The sequence below is a fragment of the Variovorax sp. TBS-050B genome, from assembly GCF_029893635.1.
Classification (GTDB): domain Bacteria; phylum Pseudomonadota; class Gammaproteobacteria; order Burkholderiales; family Burkholderiaceae_C; genus Variovorax.
The window spans coordinates 2,503,593-2,526,310 of record NZ_JARXYR010000002.1 but is presented as its reverse complement, the minus strand read 5'-3'; the positions used below and the strand labels follow the sequence as shown (position 1 = coordinate 2,526,310).

Below are 22,718 nucleotides of genomic sequence, written 5' to 3'. Positions count from 1 at the left end.
CTTCAGGCAGCGGCCGGCGCGGTCTTGGAGGCAGCGATCGCGTGCGGCTCGAGGCCGACGTGCGCGTTGTTGCCGCTGCTCGTGATCTCGACCTTGCGGTCGTGCAGCTCCGCGAGCGCGCGCTTGTACTCGTTCGGGAACACCTTCACGAACTTGGTGCGCGAGACGGCCCAGTTGTCGAGCAGCTCGCGCGCGCGCTTGCTGCCGGTCCAGCGGTGGTGCTCCTCGAGCAGCTTCTTGAGCTGGGCCTCGTCGGTCTCGCCGCCGTGCCAGATCTTGCGGTGCATGCTCGCGGTCTGCTCGGCCGAGGTCAGCACCTTCTCGAGCGAGACCATGGCCATGTTGCAGCGCGAGGCGAACTGGCCGTCCTCGTCGTAGACGAAGGCCACGCCGCCGCTCATGCCGGCCGCGAAGTTGCGGCCGGTCTTGCCGAGCACGGCCACGGTGCCGCCGGTCATGTACTCGCAGCCGTGGTCGCCCGTGCCTTCGACCACCGCGGTGGCGCCCGAGAGGCGCACCGCGAAGCGTTCGCCGGCCACGCCGCAGAGGTAGGCCTCGCCGGTGGTCGCGCCGTAGAGCGCGGTGTTGCCGACGATGGTGTTGCGCGCCGCCTCGCCGCGGAAGTCCAGGCTCGGGCGCACCACCACGCGGCCGCCCGAGAGGCCCTTGCCGGTGTAGTCGTTGGCGTCGCCGATCAGGTACAGCGTGATGCCGCGCGCCAGGAAGGCGCCGAACGACTGGCCGCCCGTGCCTTCGAGCTGGATGCGGATCGAATCGTCGGGCAGGCCCTGCGGATGCACCTTGGTCAGCGCGCCCGAGAGCATCGCGCCCACGGAGCGGTTGACGTTGCGTGCCACCTCGATGAACTGCACCTTCTCGCCGCGCTCGATGGCCGGACGCGACTTCTCGATCAGCTTGACGTCGAGCGCCTTGTCGAGGCCGTGCTCCTGGTTCTCCACGTGGTAGCGCGGCACCTCGGCCGGCACGTTCGGCAGCGCGAACAGGCGGCTGAAGTCCAGGCCCGAGGCCTTCCAGTGTTCGATGCCGCGGCGCATGTCGAGCAGGTCGGCGCGGCCGATCATGTCGTCGAACTTGCGGATGCCGAGCTGGGCCATGATCTGGCGCACTTCCTCGGCGACGAAGAAGAAGTAGTTGACGACGTGCTCGGGCTTGCCCGAGAACTTCTTGCGCAGCACCGGGTCCTGCGTGGCCACGCCCACCGGGCAGGTGTTGAGGTGGCACTTGCGCATCATGATGCAGCCCTCGACCACCAGCGGCGCGGTCGCGAAGCCGAACTCGTCGGCGCCCAGCAGCGCGCCGATCGCGACGTCGCGGCCGGTCTTCATCTGGCCGTCGGCCTGCACGCGGATGCGGCTGCGCAGGCGGTTGAGCACCAGCGTCTGCTGCGTCTCGGCCAGGCCGATCTCCCACGGGCTGCCCGCATGCTTGATCGACGACCAGGGCGAGGCGCCCGTGCCGCCGTCATGGCCGGCGATCACCACGTGGTCGCTCTTGCACTTGGCCACGCCCGCGGCGATGGTGCCGACGCCGATCTCGCTCACCAGCTTCACGCTGATGCTCGCGTGCGGCGCGGTGTTCTTCAGGTCGTGGATGAGCTGCGCCAGGTCCTCGATCGAGTAGATGTCGTGGTGCGGCGGCGGGCTGATGAGGCCCACGCCCGGCACCGCGTAGCGCTGCTTGCCGATGTACTCGGTGACCTTGCCGCCGGGCAGCTGGCCGCCCTCGCCGGGCTTGGCGCCCTGCGCCATCTTGATCTGGATCTGGTCGGCCGAATGCAGGTACTCGGCCGTGACGCCGAAGCGGCCCGAAGCCACCTGCTTGATGCGCGAGCGCAGCGAGTCGCCGTCCTTGAGCGGCAGGTCGACCTCGACGTTCTCGGCGCCGACGATGCTCTTGAGCGTGTCGCCCTGCTTGATCGGAATGCCCTTGAGCTCGTTGCGGTAGCGCGCGGGATCTTCGCCGCCCTCGCCGGTGTTGCTCTTGCCGCCGATGCGGTTCATGGCGACGGCGAGCACCGAATGCGCCTCGGTGCTGATCGAGCCGAGCGACATCGCGCCGGTGGCGAAGCGCTTGACGATCTCGGAGGCCGGTTCGACCTCGTCGACGGGGATCGCCTTGGCCGGATCGATCTTGAACTCGAACAGGCCGCGCAGCGTGAGGTGGCGGCGGTTCTGGTCGTTGATGAGCTGCGCGTATTCCTTGTAGGTGTTCCAGTTGTTGGCGCGCGTGCTGTGCTGCAGCTTGGCGATCGCGTCGGGCGTCCACATGTGCTCCTCGCCGCGCGTGCGCCAGGCGTATTCGCCGCCGGCGTCGAGCATGTTCGAGAGCACGGGGTCGTCGCCGAACGCGACGCGGTGCATGCGGATGGCTTCCTCGGCGATCTCGAACACGCCGATGCCCTCGACGCGGCTCGCGGTGCCGGTGAAGTACTTGGAGACGGTCTCGCTGTTCAGGCCGATGGCCTCGAACAGCTGGGCGCCGCAGTAGCTCATGTAGGTGCTGACGCCCATCTTCGACATGATCTTCGACAGGCCCTTGCCGATCGCCTTGACGTAGTTGTAGACCGCCTTCTCGGCGCTCAGGTCGCCCGGCAGGTCGGCGTGCATCGCGGCCAGCGTTTCCATCGCGAGGTAGGGGTGCACGGCTTCGGCGCCGTAGCCCGCGAGCACCGCGAAGTGGTGCACTTCGCGCGCCGAACCGGTCTCGACCACCAGGCCGGCCGTGGTGCGCAGACCCTCGCGCACCAGGTACTGGTGCACGGCCGAGAGCGCGAGCACGGCGGGAATCGCCACCTGCGTGGGACCGACGCCGCGGTCGCTCACGATCAGGATGTTGTGGCCGCCCTTGATCGCGTCCACCGCCTCGGCGCAGAGCGACGCGAGCTTGGCCTCGACGCCTTCGTAGCCCCAGGCGAGCGGATAGGTGATGTCGAGCACGTAGCTCTTGAACTTGCCCTGGGTGTAGGTGCCGATGTCGCGCAGCTTCGCCATGTCGGCGAAGTCGAGGATCGGCTGGCTCACCTCGAGCCGCATCGGCGGGTTGACCTGGTTGATGTCGAGCAGGTTCGGCTTCGGGCCGATGAAGGACACGAGCGACATCACGATCGCCTCGCGGATCGGGTCGATCGGCGGGTTCGTCACCTGCGCGAACAGCTGCTTGAAGTAGTTGTAGAGCGGCTTGTTCTTGCTCGAGAGCACCGCGAGCGGGCTGTCGTTGCCCATGGAGCCGATGCCCTCCTCGCCGGCCTGCGCCATCGGGCTCATGAGGAACTTGATGTCCTCCTGCGTGTAGCCGAAGGCCTGCTGGCGATCGAGCAGCGGCACCTGCGACAGCGGCGCGACCACCGGCTCGGCCTCGACGCTGTCGAGCTTGATGCGCAGGTTCTCGATCCACTGCTTGTAGGGCTTGCTGTTGGCGAGGGTGGCCTTGACCTCCTCGTCGTCGATCATGCGGCCCTGCTCCAGGTCGATCAGGAACATCTTGCCGGGCTGCAGGCGCCACTTGCGCACGATCTTCTGCTCGGGCACGGGCAGCACGCCCGATTCGGAGGCCATGATGACGAGGTCGTCGTCGGTCACGCAGTAGCGCGAGGGGCGCAGGCCGTTGCGGTCGAGCGTGGCGCCGATCTGGCGGCCGTCGGTGAACACGATCGAGGCCGGGCCGTCCCAGGGCTCGAGCATCGCGGCGTGGTATTCGTAGAACGCGCGGCGACGCGGGTCCATGGTGGCGTGCTGTTCCCAGGGCTCGGGAATCATCATCATCACGGCCTGGCTGATCGGGTAGCCGGCCATCGTCAGCAGCTCGAGGCAGTTGTCGAAGGTGGCGGTGTCGGACTGGCCGGCGAAGCTGATCGGATAGAGCTTCTGCAGGTCGGGGCCGAGCACCGGCGAGGACATCACGCCTTCGCGCGCCTTCATCCAGTTGTAGTTGCCCTTGACCGTGTTGATTTCGCCGTTGTGGGCGACGTAGCGGTACGGGTGGGCCAGCGGCCACTCGGGGAAGGTGTTGGTCGAGAAACGCTGGTGCACCAGGCCCAGCGCCGAGACGCAGCGCTTGTCCTGCAGGTCGAGGTAGTAGGTGCCGACCTGGTCGGCCAGCAGCAGGCCCTTGTAGACCACCGTGCGGCTCGACATGCTCGGCACGTAGTATTCCTTGCTGTGCTTGAGCTTCAGGCGCTGGATGTTGGCGCTCGCGGTCTTGCGGATCACGTAGAGCTTGCGTTCGAGCGCGTCCTGCACGATCACGTCGTTGCCGCGGCCGATGAAGACCTGGCGCAGCAGCGGTTCCTTCTCGCGCACGGTCGGCGACATCGGCATGTCGCGGTTGACAGGCACGTCGCGCCAGCCCAGCAGCACCTGGCCTTCGGCCTTGATCGCGCGCTCCATTTCCTGCTCGCAGGCCTGGCGCGAGGCGTGTTCCTTGGGCAGGAAGATCATGCCCACGCCGTATTCGCCGGGCGGCGGCAGCGTGACGCCCTGCTTGGCCATTTCCTCGCGGTAGAGGCGGTCGGGCAGCTGGATCAGGATGCCGGCGCCGTCGCCCATCAGCTTGTCAGCGCCCACTGCGCCGCGATGGTCGAGGTTCTCGAGGATCTTCAGGCCCTGGAGCACGATGGCGTGGCTCTTCTCGCCCTTGATGTGCGCCACGAAGCCGACGCCGCAGGCGTCATGTTCGTCGGCAGCGGAATACAGACCGTGTTGTTGGAGATGTTCGATCTCGGCAGCCGTCGTCATGGCGCACTCCTTCAGTTTTCGCAGGGATTGGAAGCATATTGCGATGCACAAAGAATGCCAAACACTTTAATGGGGGTCAGAGTCTGATTTGAAATCGAGTCTTTTGGTCGAGATAAAAATGGGGACAGATTAAAAAGTCCGAAAAGGACCTGGCGCCGCTGCGCAGCAACGTAGCGTTATGGGGCCGGCGTCGAGGGAGGCCGTCCGGCCTTGGTCTTGCTCACGCGCCGCTCGGTCGACTTCTGGAGCGACGCGAGGAAGTCGGCGTCGCCCGCCGCCCAGCCGCGCAGCGTCGCGTCGGTCAGCGTGCCCTGGTCCGCGGCCCGCACGCCGGCGCGCACGAGTTCGACGTAGGCGGCTTCGCGGGCGAACGGCGTGTTGCCAAGCTCCCAGTAGAGCGGATGCGGCGTCAGCAGCTTGTCGTGCCGCAGGCCCGCGTAGTGGGCATGGCTGGACCAGGGGAAGTCGCGCGCATCCGGCACCATGCCCGCGCGGACCGGATTGAGATCGATGTACGCCATGCAGGTCAGCAGATAGCGGTCGGTCTGGATCAGCGTGGACCTGTAGCGCCCTTCCCACAAGGTGCCGCTGCGGCCGTGCCGGTCGTTGAAGTAGCGCACGTAGCTGCGCCCGACCGATTGCATGAACTGCGGCAGCCCGGTGTCGGTGCCGGGCGTGGCCAGCAGATGGAAGTGATTGTCCATCAGCACGTAGGCATGCACCGCCACGCCGAAGCGGGCGGCCGCCTCGGCCATGAGCGCGAGCAGCCGCTCGTGGTCGGCCCGGTCGACGAAGATCGGCTGGCGGTTGTTGCCGCGCTGGATCACGTGGTGCGGCATGCCGGCGAGCGTGAGGCGGGGCAGACGGGCCATGGCGTCGTACGGGGCGCGCTTCTTCTTTTTTCCGGGTACGCCTCAGGGCAGGCGGAAGCGCGTGTCGCCCAGCGCGTCGAGCCCGAACTGCGACAGCAGCTCGCGCAGCCGCGCGGCCGCCGCCGCCTTGCGGTGGCCGGTGTGGCGGGCCAGGATCAGCTCGTTCTTCATGCTGTGCTCCCAGCCGACGAGTTCGGTCACCGTCACGCTGTAGCCGTTGGCCTCGAGGTACAGGCAGCGCAGCACGTTGGTGAGCTGGCTGCCGATCTCGCGCGTGTGCAGCGGATGGCGCCAGAGCTCGGCGAGCGGGGTGCGCGACAGCGCCAGCGCCTTGGTCTCGCGCAGGCAGGCGGCCACTTCGGCCTGGCAGCAGGGGACGAGCACCATGCAGCGCGCCTTCTTCGCGAGGCCGAAGGCGATCGCATCGTCGGTGGCGGTGTCGCAGGCGTGCAGCGCGGTGACCACGTCGATGCGCTCGGGCAGCTCGCGCGCGGTGGCGGATTCGGCCACCGTGAGGTTGAGGAACGACATCCGCTCGAAACCGAGCCGCGCGGCCAGGGCGCGCGATTTCTCGACCAATTCGGCGCGCGTCTCGATGCCGTAGACATGGCCGCCGGCGCGCGCGCGGAAGAACAGGTCATAGATGATGAAACCCAGGTACGACTTGCCCGCGCCGTGGTCGGCCAGGGTGGCGTCGCCACCCGCCTCGGGCAGCTCGCGCAGCAGCTGTTCGATGAACTGGAACAGGTGGTAGACCTGCTTGAGCTTGCGGCGCGAGTCCTGGTTGAGCCGTCCTTCGCGCGTGAGGATGTGCAGTTCCTTCAGGAGCTCGATGGACTGGCCGGGGCGCAGCACCTCGGCCAGCTCGGCATCGGCCCTGGCGGCCGTGCGGGTGGTCTTCGCCGCGGCCTTGGCTGCGTGGGCGCTCATGGGCGCGCGCTCCCGGGGCCGACGTCGAGCGCATCCCAGCCGGCCTGCCCCAGCGCCTCGAGGGTTTCGATGTTGCGCTCGAAGATCGCCTCGGCATCGGGGAAGGCATCGACGGCGCGGCCGACGCTCTCTTCGCGCAGCAGGTGCAGCGTGGGATACGGCGCGCGGTTGGTGGCATTGGCGATGTCGTCGGCCGCGCTGCCGGCGAACTGGAAGTGCGGGTGGAAGCTCGCGAGCTGCAGCACGCCGTCGAAACCCGCGCGCGCGAGCTTGCGTTCGGCGCGCACCGTGAAGTCGTTGAAGTCCAGAAAATCCGCCAAGGTGTTGGGTGCGATCAGCAAGGTGGTGTCGCGCACGGAAGCATCGCGCGCGGTGAGTTCATGGGCCTCGGCCAGGAGCATCTCGATCAGGGACTCGTCGCCGGCCGGCAGGTAGACGGCATAGTGGATCTGCCGCTTCACGTGCACCGCCTTGGCGAAGGGGCAGAGGTTGAGCCCGATGACCGCGCGCTCCAGCCAGCGCCGCGTGTCGGCTTCGGCTTGCATGGCCTCGATTGTCGCCGCGCCCGTCATGCCACCTCCGCCGCCAGGCGTATTCGCCCCAAGCGCCGCGCGAGCGCGATGCCCGCGAGCGAGCAGGCGAGCGTGGCGCCCCAGGTCCAGTGCCAGCCGCCGGCGCGCTGTGCGATCCACGCCACCGCGGGCGGCGCCAGGAACTGCCCGAGCGACGAAGCCTGCTGCACCAGCCCCACGGTGGTGGAGACGGTGGAAGCCCCGGGCGCCAGCCGCACGCCGAGCAGGAACAGCGTCGCGGGCACCATGCCACCACCGAGAGAGAACAGGCACACGGCGACATAGCGCAGCGCCGGCGGCAGCCCGAGGGCATCGGCGCCCTGCCCCACCTGGGCGAAGGCCGCGATGCCGCCGAACGCCATCGCCAGGAAGCCCGTACGCAGCAGCCGCTCGGGTGCGACGCCGCGCTGCAGCCAGCGGCCGCCGGCCAGGTTGCCGACGATGTTCGTCGCGGCGGCGAGCGCCGTCAGCACCGCATTGAAGCCCGCCGGCACGCCGGCCGCGGCATAGATCGCGGGCAGAAAACCGATCACCGCCATCCACTGGGCCGAATAGACCGCGAAGGTCGCGGCGATCATCCATGGCGCGGAGGCCGCGAGGGTGAGCCGCAACCGCGACGGCCATCCGTCGGCCCCGCGGTCCGCGCCACCGGCGACTCCGGCCGCCGGCACGCGGCGCACGTCGGCAGGCACGATGCGCCAGAGCCAGAACGCGGCGCCGGCCGAGACGGCCGACAGCGTCCACCACCAGTCGGCCCATCCGCCCCAGCCGATCAGCGCCGGCCCGACGAGCAATGCGAGCGCCACGCCGAGCGGCATGTAGGCGCCCCACACGCCCAGCGCGGCCTTGTCGGCGCCCGGCGGCGTCAGCCGGCGGATCAGCCCCGGGCCGGGCATGACGGCGAGCAGGAAACCGATGCCTTCGAGCGCGCGCAGGCCCAGCAGCCATTGCACCGCGAACGCACCGCCGAGCCAGCCGGCACCCACGGCGCCGCCCAGCAGGCTCGCGACCGTGAGGATCGACAGCCCCGCCAGCATGCTGCGGCGCAGGCCGATCGTGTCGGCCGCGAGCCCGACCACGAGCCCCAGCGTCATGCTCGCCACCTGCACGAGCGACAGCAGGAAGCCGGCCTGGACGAGGTCGATGCCCATCGAGGCCTGCAGCGCGGGCACGGCCGGTGGCAGCTTGCCCAGGTGCAGCGCGGCGCTGACGCCGCCCAGCACGACGGCGAAGGCCGCGGCCGGAACGCGCGCGGGCGCGGCCGCGGTGCTGCTGCCGCCAACGGTCATCCGATGCCCCGGCGGCCGGTCAGCCGCTCATGCTCGCGCATCGCGAAGCGGTCGGTCATGCCGGCGATGTAGTCGGCGACGGCGCGGTGCCGGTCGCGGCGCCCGGCGTAGGAGGCAGGCATTTCCGCGTCGCGTTCGAGGTAGGCCGCGAACAGCTCGCGCACCACCTGCTGCGCCTGGTCGGTGGTCTGGGTCACCTGGGGATGCCGGTACAGGTTGCGGAACAGAAAGCGCTTGAGCGCGTCCGACTGCGCCTGCATGCCGTCGCTGAAGCGGACCAGCGGCGGCGCGCGGCGCACCGCGTCGGCATCGGCCGGCGCCGCCGCCTCGATCGCCGCGCGGGTGGCGTCGATCACGTCGTACACCTGGGCACTGAGCATGCGCCGGATCGCTTCGTAGAGCACGCGCCGCCCTTCGAGCTGCGGGTATTCGTCCAGCGCCTCGCGCCGGTAGCGCTCGAACAGCGCCACTTCCGCGAGCTGCTCGACGCTGATGAGCCCGGAGCGCACGCCGTCGTCGATGTCGTGCGCGTTGTAGGCGATGGCATCGGCGAGGTTGCACAGCTGCGCCTCGAGGCCCGGCTGCGTGCGGTCGAGGAAGCGCCGCGCCACGCCGTACGGCTCGGCGGCCTCGATCCGTTCGGCATTGGCGCGTGAGCAGTGCTTGAGGATGCCTTCGCGGGTCTCGAAGCTCAGGTTCAGCCCGTCGTACTGCGGATAGCGGTGCTCGAGCGCATCGACCACGCGCAGGCTCTGCAGGTTGTGCTCGAAGCCGCCATGGCCCTCCATGCAGGCGTTGAGCGCATCCTGGCCCGCATGGCCGAAGGGCGTGTGGCCGAGGTCGTGCGCCAGCGCGATAGCTTCGACGAGGTCCTCGTTGAGGCGCAGGGCGCGCGCGATCGAGCGGCCCAGCTGCGCCACCTCCAGCGAATGCGTGAGCCGCGTGCGGAACAGGTCGCCTTCGTGGTTCAGGAATACCTGGGTCTTGTAGACCAGGCGCCGGAAGGCGGTGGAATGCACGATGCGGTCGCGGTCGCGCTGGAAGGCATCGCGCGTGGGCGCGGGCGGCTCGGCATGCCGGCGCCCGCGCGAGCGCGACGGATGGCAGGCCCAGGCCGCGAGGTTCATTCGGCGGCGCGGCAGCACTGCGCGAGCACTTCGCGCACGAGCGCGTCGGGCGCGCTGCGGACCACGGCCGAGCCCGGCCTGTCGATGACCACGAAGCGGATCTCGCCCGCCTCGGACTTCTTGTCGACCCGCATCAGTTCGATGTACCTGTCGGCACCCAGGGCCGGGCCGACGGTCGGCAGGCCGGCGCGCGCGATCAGGCGCGTGAGCCGCTCAACGAAGGCGGCGTCGACGCCGCCGAGCCGCTGCGACAGATGCGCCGCCATGACCATGCCGCAGCCGACCGCCTCGCCATGGAGCCATTCGCCGTAGCCCAGGCCCGACTCGATCGCATGGCCGAAGGTGTGGCCGAAGTTCAGGATCGCGCGCAGGCCGGTTTCGCGCTCGTCCTGACCGACCACCAGCGCCTTGATCTCGCAGCTGCGCTTGACCGCATGCGCGAGGGCGACGGGGTCGCGCGCCACCAGCGCATCGATGTTCGCTTCGATCCAGTCGAGGAACGGCATGTCGTGGATCGGCCCGTACTTGATCACCTCGGCCAGGCCGGCACTCAGTTCGCGCGGCGGCAGCGTCTGCAGCGTGTCCAGGTCGCACAGCACGAGCTGCGGCTGGTAGAAGGCGCCGATCATGTTCTTGCCGAGCGGATGGTTGATGGCCGTCTTGCCGCCCACCGACGAATCGACCTGCGCGAGCAGGGTCGTCGGCACCTGCACGAAGGGCACGCCGCGCATGTAGCTCGCGGCCGCGAAGCCTGTCATGTCGCCCACCACGCCACCGCCGAGCGCGAAGAGCACCGTCTTGCGGTCGCTGCCCTGCCCGAGCAGCTCGTCGAAGATCAGGTTCAGGGTCTGCAAGTTCTTGTGGCTTTCGCCATCGGGCAGTTCGAGCAGGTGCACGCTGCGGAAGCGGCCCGCGAGTGCGGCGCGCAGGCGCTGGGCGTAGAGCGGCGCCACCGTGGTGTTGCTCACGATCAGCGCGCTCGCGGCAGCAGGCACCGCGGCATAGCTCGCGGGATCGTCCAGCAGGCCGGCGCCGATCAGGATCGGATAGCTGCGGTCGCCGAGCTGGATGTCGACGCGCTCTGGCGGTGCGGAGGATGCGGGGAATGGCATGGCAGCGAGTTTAGGCGCTGCGCGCCGGGCGGCCCGGCCGCCGGGTCGGCGCCGCTCAGGCGGCGGGCTCTTCGGGATGCGCCCCGGGGGTGACGATGCCGGCGAGTTCGAGCTGCATCACGATGATGTTCACCAGCATGGCGATCGAGGGGCGGCCGGTGTCGACCACGTCGTGCGCCGTCTCGCGGTAGAGCGGGTCGCGCGCGTCGTGCAGCTCGCGCAGGCGGCCGAGCGGGTCCGCCACCTGCAGCAAGGGCCGCTTGACGTCGTGCCGCAGCCGCCGGAACAGGTCTTCGGGCGAGGAACGCAGGTAGATGACGTGGAAGTGCTCGTGCAGCTGCCTGCGGTTGGCCTCGCGCAGGACCGCACCGCCGCCGGTGGCCAGGATGCCGTGCGGCCGCGCGGCCAGGTCGGCGATCACCGACTGCTCGAGGTCGCGGAAGGCGGTCTCGCCCTCGCGCTCGAAGTAATCGCGGATCGAGCAGCCGATGCGCTGCTCGATCACGTGGTCGGTGTCGACGAAGGGAAGGTCCAGGCGTGCGCCGAGGCGCCGGCCCACTGCGGATTTGCCGGCGCCGGGCAACCCGACGAGTGCGACCGCCACGCGGTGGCTGCTACGCCCGCGCGTCAGCGCGCGGCGTTGCGGTCGGTAATCATCTTCGGAGTGATAAAGACGAGCATTTCGGTCTTGTTGGCAACGCGTTCGCGCTTGCGGAACAGCGCCCCGAGGTAGGGCACTTCACCCAGCACCGGCACGCGCGATTCGTCATTGGTTTCGGTGAGTTCGAAGATACCACCGATGACGACCGTGCCGCCGTTCTCGACCAGCACCTCGGTCTGCACGTGCTTGGTGTTGATGGCCGGGCCCGCCGAGGTGTTCACGCCGCGCGCATCCTTGCTCACGTCGAGCGTGAGGATGATGTTGCCTTCGGGCGTGATCTGCGGCGTGACTTCGAGCTTCAGCACCGCCTTGCGGAACGAGATCGAGGTCGCACCGCTCGACGTGGCCTGCTGGTAGGGGATTTCCTCGCCCTGCTCGATCAGCGCCTTCGTCTGGTCGGCCGTGATGACGCGGGGGCTGGAGACCAGCTTGCCCTTGCCATCGGCTTCGAGTGCCGAGATCTCGAGGTTCAGCATGCGCGACAGGCTCGAGTTGAACAGCGAGATCGCGAAGGTTCCGGGCGAATTGCCGGTGCCGCCCGCATCGCCCGCGGGCAGGTTGATGAAGTTGGAGTTGGTCCAGGTGGCTGCTGCGGTGCCGACACCGCCGCCACCGGTGGTGGCGGGCATCACGCCGATGGTGCCGTATGCCGGATTGCCGTTGGCCGAGGCGACGCGTTCGCGAGAGATGCCGCCGCCGAGCCGCACGCCCAGCGACTTGCCGAAGGTGTCGGAGGCTTCCACGATCCGTGCCTCGATCAGCACCTGGCGCACCGGCACGTCGAGCTTCTGGATCAGCTCCGCGACCTGCGCGAGGCGCGACGGGATGTCGGAGACGAAGAGCTGGTTGGTGCGCGATTCCGCGATCACGCTGCCGCGCGGGCTCAGGATGCGGGTGGTGGTGCCGGAGCCGCCGCCACCGCCGCCGCCGGAAGATGCACCGGTGCCGGTCAGGCCCTGGGCGATGGCGATCGCCTTGGTGTAGTTGAGCTGGAACGACTGGGTGCGCAGCGGCTCGAGGTTCTCGATCGCGGCCTTGGCCTCGAATTCGAGCTTTTCCTTGGCGTTGATCTCGTCCTTGGGCGCGATCCACAGCACGCTGCCGTTCTTGCGCATGCCGAGGTTCTTGGCCTGCATGATGATGTCGAGCGCCTGATCCCAGGGCACGTCCTTCAGGCGCAGCGTGAGCGCGCCGGTGACCGAGTCGGAGGTCACGATGTTGAAGTTCGTGAAGTCGGCGATCACCTGCAGCAGCGACCGGATCTCGATGTTCTGGAAGTTCAGCGAGAGCTTCTCGCCGTTGTAGCCCACGCCCTGCGTCAGCTTGGTCGGGTCGACCTTGCGCGCGCGCACCTCGACCACGAACTGGTTCTCGCTCTGGTAGGCGCTGTGCTCCCAGTCGCCGCGGGCTTCGATGGTCATGCGCACGCGGTCGCCCGACTGCTGCGATGTGATCAGCTGCACCGGCGTGTTGAAGTCGGCCCACGTCCAGGCGGCGGCGCAGCCCTTCGGGCAGCGTCGACTTGGTGAACTCCACGATCAGGTTCTTGCCCTGCTGGCGGACGTCCACGCCGACCTGGTTGTTCGGCAGGTCGACGATCACGCGGCCGGTGTTGTCGGGGCCCATGCGGAAATCGACGTCGCGCAGCGGCAGGGTGTCGCGGTTGCGGTTTTCGGCGAAGACCGTGGGCGTGGACGACGCGAGCGCGGTGCCGGCCACCGGCTCGAGGATCACCAGCAGCGACTTGCCCTGGATCTCGGCCTTGTAGGCGGTCGCCTGCTTGAGGTTCAGCACCACGCGGCTGCGTTCGCCGGCCTGCACCACGTTCACCGAGCGCAGGTTGCCCTGGTTCACGTCGATGGCGGAGCGCCCGATGGCATTGGTCACGCCGGGAAAGTCGAGCGCGATGCGCGCCGGCGCCTGGACCACGAAGCCGGTCGGCAGCGCCGCGAGCGGCTGCGCCAGGTCGATGCGGATGACCTCGGAGCCGGACTGCGTCGAACTGGTGACCGATTCGATGGCGTTCTGCGCGTGCGCGATGGCCAACGCACCCAATGCCAGCAGACCCAGGCCGGCAGCTCGCAGCCGCTGTGCCAACGTTGATTTCTTATGATTCATTTCGCACTCTCTTGCAGCTGCAATGTCGCCACGCGTTCGATCCATTCACCGGCGGCGTCCTGCACGATCTCGCGCAGGGTCACTTCGGTTTCGTTGATACGGGTGATGCGCCCGTAGTTGAGCCCCAGGTATTCGCCGACCCGCACCTTGTAGAGCAGCTTGTCGACGCGAATCAGCGCCACGGGCTGGCCCTGGCGGTTCATGCTGCCCACCATGGCCATCGCGTCGAGCGGGAAGGCTTCGAGCGCTTCCTTGCGGCGGGCGAGTTCCGGCGCGATCAGCTCGGACGTGCTCGGCTGGTTCGACTCGCGGCGCAGTGCCTGGGTGAGCTTGAGCAGGTTGAAGGGCTCGAACGCCGCCCCCTCCGGTATAGGCCTGGGGCGTGAACTTCTTGGGCTCGGTGATCGGCGGCACCGTGGGCTTGACCTGGGCGCGCTGCTCGACCATCCAGCGCCGCAGTTCTTCCTGTTCGGAATCGGCGCAGGCGCTCAGGCCCAGCGCGGCCACCACGAGCCACAGCAGATTGGCGGTCGTCCTCATTTCTTCGCCTTCGGCGCCGATGCGCGTTTCTGGGCCGCCCGCTCTTCGTCGTCGAGGTAGCGGTAGGTGCGGGCCGTGGCATCCATCGTCAGCGTGCCGTCCTTGTCTTTTTGCGGCGAGATCGTCAGGTTGTTCAGGGTCACGATGCGCGAGAGGCCCGCGACGTCGGCCGCGAAGGCGCCGATGTCGTGGTAGCGCCCGGTCACGCGCACCGCGATCGGCAGTTCGGCGTAGTAGTCCTTGACAGACACCTGACCCGGGCGGAACAGCTCGAACTGCAGGCTGCGGCCGAGGCCCGCCTGGTTGATGTCCGACAGCAGGGCGTCCATCTCGGCCTTGCTGGGCAGCTGCTTCTCGAGCAGCGTCACGTACTGCTGCACCTGCTCGCGCTGCTTCTTCAGCAGGTCGAGGTTGGCGGCCAGCGCGACCTTCTTCTGGTAGTCGGCGCGCAGCGCGACTTCCTTCGCGCGCTCGCTCTCGAGCTCGTCGTTCGAATTGGTGAGCCAGACGAACCACAGCGCGACGAGCACCAGCGCCGTCACCGCCACGCACAGGGCGTAGCGCGGCACCGGCGGCCACATCGAGGGGTCGTTCGGGTTCAGGTTGCGGAACTGGTCGCCGAAGTCGCGCAGCGCCGCGCCGACGTCCAGTTTCTGAGAGGGGCGATTGCTTGCCATGGTCCTTTTATCCCTTGACCGGTGGCCGCGTGACCAGCGCCTTGTCGGCCGCGGCCTTCTGCGCGTCCGTCGGGCGCTTGAGGCCGATGCGCATCGTGAAGTTCGCCACGCGGCGCTGGTCGCGCTGGCTCAGGCTCACGTTGGCGGAGGTGATTTCGACCAGCTCGGGCTTGACCAGCCACGGGCTGTTGTTGCCCAGGTTGCGCAGCAGCTCCGAGACGCGCTCGTTCGACTGCGCCATGCCCTGCAGCGTGACCGTCTGGTTGTCCTGCTTCATGCTCGTCAGGTAGACGCCGTCGGGCAATTGCCGCACGAGCTCGTTGAGCAGATGCACCGGCAGGTTGCGGTCGCCCTGCAGGTCTTCGACCGCCTGCTGGCGCGCGCGCAGCGCGGCGATTTCTTCCTGCAGCGTCGAGATCTCCTTGATCTCGACCTCGAGCTTGGTGATTTCGGTCTTGAGGAAGTTGTTCTTGGTCTGCTGGGCCGAGATCTGTGCCTCGAACCAGAGGTAGCCCAGGCCGGCGATCAGCACGCCCAGGAGCGCCGAGGCGCCCAGCGCGCCATAGAACGCTTCGCGCCGGCGCTTGCGTGCGGCCTCGCGATGCGGGAGCAGGTTGATGAGGATCACTGCACGAACCTCCGCATGGCCAGGCCGCAGGAGGTCAGATAGGAAGGCGCCTCGCGCCGGACCTTCTTCTCGCGGATGTTCGGCCCCATGTCCATGCCGTCGAACGGATTGACGAGCGAGCAGGCGAACGAGGTCTGGCGCGTCACCGCGCTGGTCAGCCCCGGCAGCGAGGCCGATCCGCCCGCGAGCAGCACGTAGTCCACCCGGTTGTGCGGCGTGCTGGTGAAGAAGAACTGCAGCGCGCGGGCGATTTCCTGCGCGATGCTTTCGACGAAGGGCTTCAGCACGCCAGAGCCGTAGTCGTCGGGCAGGTCGCCGCTGCGCTTCTTGGCCTCGGCCTCCTCGGCCGAGAAGCCGTACTGGCGCACGATCAGCTGCGTCAGCTGCGCGCCGCCGAAAGCCTGATCGCGGTCGTACAGCACTTCCTGGTTGCGAAGCACCTGCATGCTGGTGGTGAAGGCGCCCACCTCGAAGAGCGCCACCACGGCATCGACGCCCTTGCCGGGCAGTTGCTCGATCAGGCGCGAGGTCGCGAGCCGGGAGGCGAAGGATTCCACGTCGAGGATCATCGCCTTCAGGCCGGCGGCCTCGGCCAGGCCCTCGCGGTCCTGGACCTTTTCCTTGCGCGACGCGGCGATCAGCACCTCGACGTCGCCCGCGGAGGCGGTGCTCTGTCCGGTGACGCAGAAATCGAGGCTGACCTCGTCGAGCGAGAACGGGATGTACTGGTTGGCTTCGGACTCGACCTGGATCTCGAGCTCCTGCTCGCTCATGCCGCCGGGCAGGATGATCTTCTTGGTGATGACCGCCGAGGGCGGGAGCGCGAGCGCGACATTGCGGGTGCGGGTGCCGCTCTTGCGCACCACGCGGCGGACGGCCTCGGCCACTTCGTCGAACTTCTCGACGTTGCCGTCGGTGATCCACCCACGCTCCAGGGGTTCGATCGCGCAGCGCTCGAGCACCAGCTTGCCGCTGGCTTCGCGGCCGAGCTCGACCAGCTTCACGCTGGACGAGCTGACGTCCAGGCCGAGCATGGGGGCGTTCTGACGACGAAACAATGATCCGAAAGAAGCCAAGTTAGGTCCCTCTAGCCCTGCATTTGTAACTAATGGAAAAATTTGCGTTCGGTTGCATGCTAGCAGCAGGCGTAGCCGCCACCAAGGAACCGGGGCCGGCAAATCCGGAGATCGTTGTCAAAAGCTGACGCTGAAGCCACATTCGGTAACTTTTGGTTTAGCTCGCAACGCTGCGCTGAAGTTCGACGTGCGGCCCGGGGCCGAATTTTTATAATGCGCGGTGACTCTCCGGGCCCCCATGCAAGAAACTTCACGCCCCAAAGGGCCAGCCAAGACCCCTTCTTCCGCACGCCCAGCCTGGCTGAAATGGCTGCTGCGCTTCCTGGCCTGGGGATTCGGCATCGCCGCAGCCAGCTTTCTGGCGGTTCTGTGCGTGGTTGCCGTCGCCCTGGCCGTTGCGTACCCCAATCTTCCCGACATCTCCGAACTTTCCGACTACCGCCCGAAGCTGCCGCTGAGGGTTTTCTCCGCCGAAGGCATTCTGATTGGCGAATTCGGCGAGGAGCGCCGCAATCTAACCCCGATCTCGGCAATCCCCAAGCTCGTGAAGGAAGCGGTGTTGGCTGCGGAAGACACCCGCTTCTACGACCACGGCGGCGTGGACTACAAGGGCATGGTGCGCGCGGGCCTCGCGAACATGAACCGGGTGAAGAGCCAGGGCGCATCGACCATCACGATGCAGGTGGCGCGGAACGTCTACCTGAGCTCCGAGAAGACGCTGACCCGCAAGATCTACGAGGTGCTGCTCACCTTCAAGCTGGAGCACCTGCTCACGAAGGACCAGATCTTCGAGATCTACCTGAACCAGATCTACCTCGGCAATCGCGCCTACGGTTTCGCGGCGGCCTCGGAGGCCTACTTCGGCAAGCCGCTGCAGGAACTCACGATCGCCCAGGCCGCGATGCTCGCGGGCCTGCCGAAGGCGCCGGGCGCGAACAACCCGGTCAACAACCCGCAGCGCGCGCGGGGACGCCAGTTCTACGTGATCGATCGCATGCAGGACGCGGGCTTCATCACCGCCGAGCAGGCGGCCGCCGCCAAGAAGGAAGAGCTGCACCTGCGCGACGCGGCCGATCCGAACCGGCTGCATGCCGAGTACGTGGCCGAGACCGTGCGCCAGTTGATGTACGCCCAGTACGGCGACAGCACCTACACGCGCGGCCTCAAGGTCTACACCTCGCTGGTCGCCGCCGACCAGGCCGCGGCCTACAAGGCGCTGCGCAAGGGCATCATGGACTACGAGCGACGCCAGATCTACCGCGGCCCCGAGAAGTTCGTCGAACTGCCCAGCGACCCGAAGGAACTCGACGAAGCCGTGGACGACGCGCTCGCGGACCATCCCGACAACGGCGACGTAATGGCGGCGGTGGTGCTCAAGGCCAGCCCGAAGGAAATCTCCGCGGTGCGCGGCAACGGCGATCCGGTGCAGATCACTGGCGAGGGCCTCAAGCCCGCGCAGTCCGGGCTTTCGGACAAGGCGCCGCCCAACATCAAGATCCGCCGCGGCGCGGTGATCCGCGTGGTGAAGACGCCGAAGAACACCTGGGAAATCACCCAGCTGCCCGAAGTCGAGGGCGCCTTCGTCGCGATGGATCCGCGCGACGGCGCGATCAAGGCGCTGGTGGGCGGCTTCGACTTCGGCAAGAACAAGTTCAACCACGTCACGCAGGCCTGGCGCCAGCCGGGCTCGAGCTTCAAGCCCTTCATCTACTCGGCCGCGCTGGAGAAAGGCTTCACGCCCGCCACCGTCATCAACGACGGGCCGCTGTTCTTCGACGCCGGCACCACCGGCGGTCAGCCCTGGGAGCCGAAGAACTACGGCGGCGGCTACGACGGCCCGATGTCGATGCGCACCGCGCTGATGAAGTCGAAGAACCTGGTGTCGATCCGCATCCTGCAGTCCGTCGGCACGCGCTACGCACAGGACTGGGTCACCAATTTCGGCTTCGACAAGGAGAAGCACCCCGCCTACCTGCCGATGGCACTCGGCGCCGGCTCGGTCACGCCGATGCAGATGGCGACCGCCTATTCGGTGTTCGCCAACGGCGGCTACCGCGTCAATCCTTACCTCGTGACCCGCATCACCGACCACAAGGACAAGGTGCTGGTCGAGAAGCAGCCGCCGCTGCTGAACGAGACGATCCGCGCGATCCCGCAGCGCAATGCGTTCATCATGAGCACGCTGCTGCAGTCGGTGACGCGCGCCGGCACCGCCGCCAAGGCGCAGGCCTTGCTCAAGCGCCCCGACCTCTACGGCAAGACCGGCACCACCAACGATTCGCTCGATGCGTGGTTCGCGGGCTTCCAGCCCACGATGACGGCGATCTCGTGGATCGGCTACGACACGCCGCGCAACCTCGGCGATCGCGAAACCGGCGGCGGCCTGAGCCTGCCGATCTGGATCAACTTCATGGAGACCGCGCTCAAGGGCGTGCCCGTGACCGAGCTGTCGGCCTCGCCGCCCTCCGGCGTGGTGAGCGTGGGCGGCGAGTGGTACTACGACGACTACGCGCCGGGCCGCGGCGTCTCGAGCCTCGGCGTCGAGACGCAGGCCACCCAGCCCGCGGAGGCCCTGAGCGGCGTGCCGGTGGCGCCGCCCCCGCCGCCCGAGGAACGCAGCCGCATCCTCGACCTGTTCAGGAACTGAGCCGGGCGCTCAGGCCGCGGCCGCCCTGAATTCCAGCGGCTGCCCGGCCTGCAGGCTCGCCTCGCGCGAGAGATTGCCGAAGAATTCCTCGCCGGTCTTCGTGTCGACCCAGGCTTGGCCGTCGTGGCGGTAGTGGTAGCCGCCCGAACGCGCGGCGAGCCAGATCTCCTGCAGCGGCTTCTGCAGATTGACGATCAGCTGGCTGCCGTTCTTGAACGAGATCGTGATCATGCCGCCCACGCGCTGGTTGTCGATGTCGGCGTCGGTCGTGTCGTTGATGCGGTCGCAGCTTTGCTCGATGGCCGCGAGTGCGGCCTCGGCGCGATCCATGTATTCGGTGTCGGTCATTACAATTTCGCCATGTTGAATGTTCGCCAAATTCTAGTGAGCGCCCCCGCCCGTGCTGCGCTCATGGTCGCCGGCCTCGCCGCCGCCGCTGCCCTGTCGGCCTGCGGTCAGCGCGGGCCGCTGTTCCTGCCGACCGACCCGGCCGCCGCCCAGCGCGCCACCCTGCCGCAGTTGCTCACGCCCGGCGGCGCCCGCCGCGGCGACAGCGAAGAAGCCGCACCCCAGCCCGCCGCCGCCAGCAGCGCGCCCGCGGGCAACACCGGCAGCGGAGTGACCCCGCGATGACGACCACGCCTCTCCTCCCCGGCCATCCGCACATCGCCGACCGCGACGGCGCGCTCCACGTCGAAGGCCTGAGCCTCGAAGCGCTGGCGCGCGAGCATGGCACGCCGCTCTTCGTCTATTCGAAGCAATGGATGCTGGATGCGCTCGCCGCCTACCAGCGCGGCTTCGAGGGCCGCGATGCGCTGATCTGCTATGCGATGAAGGCGAACTCGTCGCTCGGCGTGCTGCGCGTCTTCGCCGAGGCGGGTTGCGGCTTCGACATCGTCTCGGGCGGCGAACTGGCGCGCGTGCTCGCCGTCGGCGCCGATCCGGCGAAGATCATCTTCTCGGGCGTGGGCAAGACCCGCGCCGAGATGCGGCAGGCGCTCGCGGCCGGCATCGCCTGCTTCAACGTCGAGAGCGAGGCCGAACTCGACGTGCTCAACGAGGTGGCGCTGGCCGAAGCGAAGCGCGCGCCGATCAGCATCCGCATCAATCCCAACGTCGATCCGAAGACGCACCCGTACATCTCCACCGGGCTCAAGGGCAACAAGTTCGGCATCGCGCACGACCGCGCGGTCGAGGCGTACCGGCACGCAGCGAAGCTGCCGGGCATCGAGGTGGTCGGCATCGATTGCCACATCGGCTCGCAGATCACCGAGGCCTCGCCGTACCTCGACGCCTGCGACCGCGTGCTCGACCTCGTCGAGGCGATCGAAGCAGCCGGCGTGCCGATCCATCACCTGGACTTCGGCGGCGGCCTGGGCATCGACTACAACGGCGAAGTGCCGCCGAAGGCCGATGCGCTGTGGCAGCAGCTGCTCGCCAAGCTCGACGCGCGCGGTTTCGGCCAGCGCAAGCTGGTCATCGAACCCGGCCGTTCGCTGGTCGGCAATGCGGGCGTGTGCGTGACCGAGGTGCTCTACACCAAGCCCGGCCAGGAGAAGAACTTCTGCATCGTCGACGCGGCGATGAACGACCTGCCGCGCCCCGCGATGTACCAGGCCTTCCAGCAAATCGTGCCGCTGCGCGCCCGCGTCGGCGGCACCGCGGTGTACGACGTGGTCGGTCCGGTCTGCGAGAGCGGCGACTGGCTCGGCCGCGACCGCGCGCTCAACGTGGTGGCCGGCGACCTGCTCGCGGTGCTGTCCGCGGGTGCGTACTGCATGAGCATGTCGAGCAACTACAACACGCGCGGCCGCGCCGCCGAGGTGCTGGTGAGCGGCCAGGCCGCGCGGCTGATCCGCCGCCGCGAGACCATGGAAGACCAGCTGCGCAGCGAGCAGATCGACGGCTGAACGATCGCTCGGGCGTCGCGTGCGCGCGGCGCCCGGTCCGCGTTTATCGCGCGGCGGCGCCTTCCCGCCCGCGCGCGGCAGCGGCGGAACGCGCCGCGGCACGCTTGCTTGCCGCATGCCAGACACGCCAGGCCAGCAGCAGCGCCACGATGGCCGCGTAGACGAACACCTCGGCGAAGTTGTTCTTGCCCGCGCGCATCCAGAAGAAGTGCAGCAGGCCCAGTCCGGCGATCAGGTAGACCAGCTTGTGCAGCATCTGCCAGCGCTTCGCCCCCATCGCCTTGATCGCGCGGTTGAACGAGGTCGCGGCCAGCGGCGTCAGCAGCACGAAGGCCGAGAAGCCGACGAGGATGAACGGCCGCTTCGCGATGTCCTTCGCGATCTCGCTCCATTCGAAGCCCATGTCGAACCAGCTGTAGCACAGCAGGTGCAGCACGACGTAAAAATAGGCGAACAGGCCCAGCATGCGGCGAAAGCGCGCGAGCGCGCCGAGCTTCGCCGTCACGCGCAGCGGCGTCACCGCGAGAACGATGCAGATGAAGCGCAGGGTCCAGTCGCCGGTGGCGCGGATCAGGTACTCGGCCGGGTTGGCGCCGAGCCCGTCCGTGAACGCGCCATAGACCAGCCACGCGAACGGCAGCAGGCAAAGCACGAAGACGACCGGCTTGACCGCCGGATGCATGAGCAGCTTGTTCATGGGTCGAAGAAGGCGGCGGCCGCGTGCCGCCGCGGCTTCAGTAGTTCTTCTTCAGGTCCATGCCGGCATAGAGCTGCCCGACCTGGGCCTCGTAGCCGTTGAACATCAGCGTCTTGTGGCGCTTGGCGAAAAGGCCGCCGCCGTCGCCGATGCGGCGCTCGGTGGCCTGGCTCCAGCGCGGATGGTCGACGTTGGGATTGACGTTGGAATAGAAGCCGTACTCGTTGGCCGCGGCCTTGTTCCAGGCCGTGCTCGGCTCCTTCTCGACGAAGCGGATCTTCACGATCGACTTGGCCGACTTGAAGCCGTACTTCCACGGCACCACGATGCGCACCGGCGCGCCGTTCTGGTTGGGCAGCACCTCGCCGTACATGCCGAAGGCCAGCAGCGTGAGCGGATGCATGGCCTCGTCCATGCGCAGGCCCTCGGTGTAGGGCCAGTCGAGCACGCGCGAGCCGACGAAGGGCATGGTCTTGGGATCGGCCAGCGTCACGAACTCGACGTACTTCGCGTTGCCCTGGGGTTCGACCTTCTTGATGAGCTCGGCGAGCGAATAGCCGACCCACGGGATGACCATCGACCAGCCCTCGACGCAGCGCAGGCGGTAGATGCGCTCTTCCTGCGCGCTGAGCTTGAGCAGGTCTTCGATGCCGTACCGGCCGGGCTTCTTGACCAGGCCCTCGACCTCCACGGTCCACGGCCGCGTCTTGAGCGTGCCGGCATTCTTGACCGGGTCGCCCTTGTCGGTGCCGAACTCGTAGAAGTTGTTGTAGCTTGTCGCGTCCTTGTAGTCGGTGGTCTTTTCCATCGTCTGCGCGCCGGGGACCGCCGACTTCACGCCGGGAAGCAGCGCCAGCTTGTGCGGCCCGGTGGCCTGGGCGAAGGCCTCGCGTCCGGCAAAGCCCGCGAGCGCGGCGCCGGCAAGCAGCTTCAGGAGGTCGCGCCGGCTTTCGTAGACGGCACGTGGCGTGATCTCGCTCGGAATCGGATGATCGAAACCGCTGTTGCGACCCTGCGGACGGTGATGGAACGACATGGTGTGGCCTTTCGCGTGAAACGCTGTGCGGGGTAGTTCGCGGCATCCCCTGATCGGGTTACGCGGCATTGC

General features: G+C 68.1%; 17 protein-coding genes and 2 pseudogenes. 3 read left to right on the top strand and 16 right to left on the bottom strand.

Annotation, left to right across the window (positions count from 1 at the left end):
• Positions 1–2: 2 nt before the first annotated feature.
• From M2165_RS14705 to M2165_RS14645, 13 genes and pseudogenes are all read right to left on the bottom strand, one after another.
• Entirely contained in the window at positions 3–4,754 is a 4,752-nt protein-coding gene (locus tag M2165_RS14705) for a glutamate synthase-related protein (RefSeq protein ID WP_280815348.1), read from the bottom strand.
• 176 nt (positions 4,755–4,930) lie between these two features.
• Complete coding sequence (locus M2165_RS14700) at positions 4,931–5,626, bottom strand: transposase (RefSeq protein WP_280815347.1); 696 nt, start codon at positions 5,624–5,626, stop codon at positions 4,931–4,933.
• Positions 5,627–5,668: 42 nt separating this feature from the next.
• Positions 5,669–6,556: an SAM-dependent methyltransferase gene (locus M2165_RS14695; protein WP_280815346.1), complete on the bottom strand. Its 888-nt coding sequence runs from the start codon at positions 6,554–6,556 to the stop codon at positions 5,669–5,671.
• Positions 6,553–7,128, bottom strand: coding sequence for a DUF1415 domain-containing protein (locus tag M2165_RS14690; RefSeq protein ID WP_280815345.1), 576 nt, complete (start codon positions 7,126–7,128; stop codon positions 6,553–6,555). Before M2165_RS14690 ends, M2165_RS14695 begins: the two co-directional genes overlap by 4 nt.
• On the bottom strand, positions 7,125–8,417 hold the full coding sequence (locus tag M2165_RS14685; RefSeq protein WP_280815344.1) for an MFS transporter: 1,293 nt from the start codon (positions 8,415–8,417) through the stop codon (positions 7,125–7,127). Before M2165_RS14685 ends, M2165_RS14690 begins: the two co-directional genes overlap by 4 nt.
• Positions 8,414–9,544: a deoxyguanosinetriphosphate triphosphohydrolase gene (locus M2165_RS14680; protein ID WP_280815343.1), complete on the bottom strand. Its 1,131-nt coding sequence runs from the start codon at positions 9,542–9,544 to the stop codon at positions 8,414–8,416. The genes M2165_RS14685 and M2165_RS14680 overlap by 4 nt, the downstream gene beginning before the upstream one ends.
• Entirely contained in the window at positions 9,541–10,656 is a 1,116-nt protein-coding gene (gene aroB, locus M2165_RS14675; RefSeq protein WP_280815342.1) for a 3-dehydroquinate synthase, read from the bottom strand. The genes M2165_RS14680 and aroB overlap by 4 nt, the downstream gene beginning before the upstream one ends.
• A gap of 55 nt (positions 10,657–10,711) precedes the next feature.
• On the bottom strand, positions 10,712–11,260 hold the full coding sequence (locus M2165_RS14670; RefSeq protein WP_280815341.1) for a shikimate kinase: 549 nt from the start codon (positions 11,258–11,260) through the stop codon (positions 10,712–10,714).
• 23 nt (positions 11,261–11,283) lie between these two features.
• Positions 11,284–13,435: pseudogene (locus M2165_RS14665) on the bottom strand (type IV pilus secretin PilQ).
• Positions 13,432–13,975 (bottom strand): annotated as a pseudogene (locus tag M2165_RS14660) (pilus assembly protein PilP). The pseudogenes M2165_RS14665 and M2165_RS14660 overlap by 4 nt, the downstream one beginning before the upstream one ends.
• Positions 13,972–14,652, bottom strand: coding sequence for a type 4a pilus biogenesis protein PilO (locus M2165_RS14655; protein WP_280815340.1), 681 nt, complete (start codon positions 14,650–14,652; stop codon positions 13,972–13,974). The pseudogene M2165_RS14660 and the gene M2165_RS14655 overlap by 4 nt, the downstream one beginning before the upstream one ends.
• 7 nt (positions 14,653–14,659) lie before the next feature.
• Positions 14,660–15,280, bottom strand: a complete 621-nt coding sequence (locus M2165_RS14650; RefSeq protein WP_280815339.1) for a PilN domain-containing protein — start codon at positions 15,278–15,280, stop codon at positions 14,660–14,662.
• A complete protein-coding gene (locus M2165_RS14645) occupies positions 15,277–16,356 on the bottom strand; it encodes a pilus assembly protein PilM (RefSeq protein WP_280815338.1) in 1,080 nt (359 codons plus the stop codon). The genes M2165_RS14650 and M2165_RS14645 overlap by 4 nt, the downstream gene beginning before the upstream one ends.
• A 238-nt stretch (positions 16,357–16,594) precedes the next feature.
• On the opposite strand from M2165_RS14645, the gene M2165_RS14640 reads away from it, so the two are divergent.
• A complete protein-coding gene (locus M2165_RS14640) occupies positions 16,595–19,003 on the top strand; it encodes a PBP1A family penicillin-binding protein (RefSeq protein ID WP_280815337.1) in 2,409 nt (802 codons plus the stop codon).
• A gap of 9 nt (positions 19,004–19,012) precedes the next feature.
• Here M2165_RS14640 and cyaY read toward each other — a convergent pair whose 3' ends face one another.
• Positions 19,013–19,351, bottom strand: a complete 339-nt coding sequence (gene cyaY, locus M2165_RS14635) for an iron donor protein CyaY (protein WP_280815336.1) — start codon at positions 19,349–19,351, stop codon at positions 19,013–19,015.
• Between the two features lie 12 nt (positions 19,352–19,363).
• Between cyaY and M2165_RS14630 the strand changes: the two genes are divergently transcribed.
• Positions 19,364–19,636, top strand: a complete 273-nt coding sequence (locus M2165_RS14630) for a lipoprotein (protein ID WP_280815335.1) — start codon at positions 19,364–19,366, stop codon at positions 19,634–19,636.
• Complete coding sequence (gene lysA, locus M2165_RS14625; RefSeq protein WP_280815334.1) at positions 19,633–20,913, top strand: diaminopimelate decarboxylase; 1,281 nt, start codon at positions 19,633–19,635, stop codon at positions 20,911–20,913. Before M2165_RS14630 ends, lysA begins: the two co-directional genes overlap by 4 nt.
• A gap of 43 nt (positions 20,914–20,956) precedes the next feature.
• Here lysA and M2165_RS14620 read toward each other — a convergent pair whose 3' ends face one another.
• Complete coding sequence (locus M2165_RS14620) at positions 20,957–21,610, bottom strand: protein-methionine-sulfoxide reductase heme-binding subunit MsrQ (RefSeq protein WP_280815333.1); 654 nt, start codon at positions 21,608–21,610, stop codon at positions 20,957–20,959.
• 37 nt (positions 21,611–21,647) lie between these two features.
• Positions 21,648–22,646, bottom strand: a complete 999-nt coding sequence (gene msrP, locus M2165_RS14615; protein ID WP_280815332.1) for a protein-methionine-sulfoxide reductase catalytic subunit MsrP — start codon at positions 22,644–22,646, stop codon at positions 21,648–21,650.
• Positions 22,647–22,718 lie beyond the last annotated feature (72 nt).

What these genes read in the sequence shown, in the direction of transcription:
- M2165_RS14640 (WP_280815337.1), top strand. Translation starts at nt 16,595, where the DNA reads ATGCAAGAAACTTCACGCCCCAAAGGGCCAGCCAAGACCCCTTCTTCC.
- M2165_RS14680 (WP_280815343.1), bottom strand. Translation starts at nt 9,544, where the DNA reads ATGAACCTCGCGGCCTGGGCCTGCCATCCGTCGCGCTCGCGCGGGCGC.
- M2165_RS14655 (WP_280815340.1), bottom strand. Translation starts at nt 14,652, where the DNA reads ATGGCAAGCAATCGCCCCTCTCAGAAACTGGACGTCGGCGCGGCGCTG.
- M2165_RS14705 (WP_280815348.1), bottom strand. Translation starts at nt 4,754, where the DNA reads ATGACGACGGCTGCCGAGATCGAACATCTCCAACAACACGGTCTGTAT.
- M2165_RS14620 (WP_280815333.1), bottom strand. Translation starts at nt 21,610, where the DNA reads ATGAACAAGCTGCTCATGCATCCGGCGGTCAAGCCGGTCGTCTTCGTG.
- M2165_RS14630 (WP_280815335.1), top strand. Translation starts at nt 19,364, where the DNA reads ATGTTGAATGTTCGCCAAATTCTAGTGAGCGCCCCCGCCCGTGCTGCG.
- M2165_RS14685 (WP_280815344.1), bottom strand. Translation starts at nt 8,417, where the DNA reads ATGACCGTTGGCGGCAGCAGCACCGCGGCCGCGCCCGCGCGCGTTCCG.
- cyaY (WP_280815336.1), bottom strand. Translation starts at nt 19,351, where the DNA reads ATGACCGACACCGAATACATGGATCGCGCCGAGGCCGCACTCGCGGCC.
- aroB (WP_280815342.1), bottom strand. Translation starts at nt 10,656, where the DNA reads ATGCCATTCCCCGCATCCTCCGCACCGCCAGAGCGCGTCGACATCCAG.
- M2165_RS14695 (WP_280815346.1), bottom strand. Translation starts at nt 6,556, where the DNA reads ATGAGCGCCCACGCAGCCAAGGCCGCGGCGAAGACCACCCGCACGGCC.
- M2165_RS14690 (WP_280815345.1), bottom strand. Translation starts at nt 7,128, where the DNA reads ATGACGGGCGCGGCGACAATCGAGGCCATGCAAGCCGAAGCCGACACG.
- msrP (WP_280815332.1), bottom strand. Translation starts at nt 22,646, where the DNA reads ATGTCGTTCCATCACCGTCCGCAGGGTCGCAACAGCGGTTTCGATCAT.
- lysA (WP_280815334.1), top strand. Translation starts at nt 19,633, where the DNA reads ATGACGACCACGCCTCTCCTCCCCGGCCATCCGCACATCGCCGACCGC.
- M2165_RS14700 (WP_280815347.1), bottom strand. Translation starts at nt 5,626, where the DNA reads ATGGCCCGTCTGCCCCGCCTCACGCTCGCCGGCATGCCGCACCACGTG.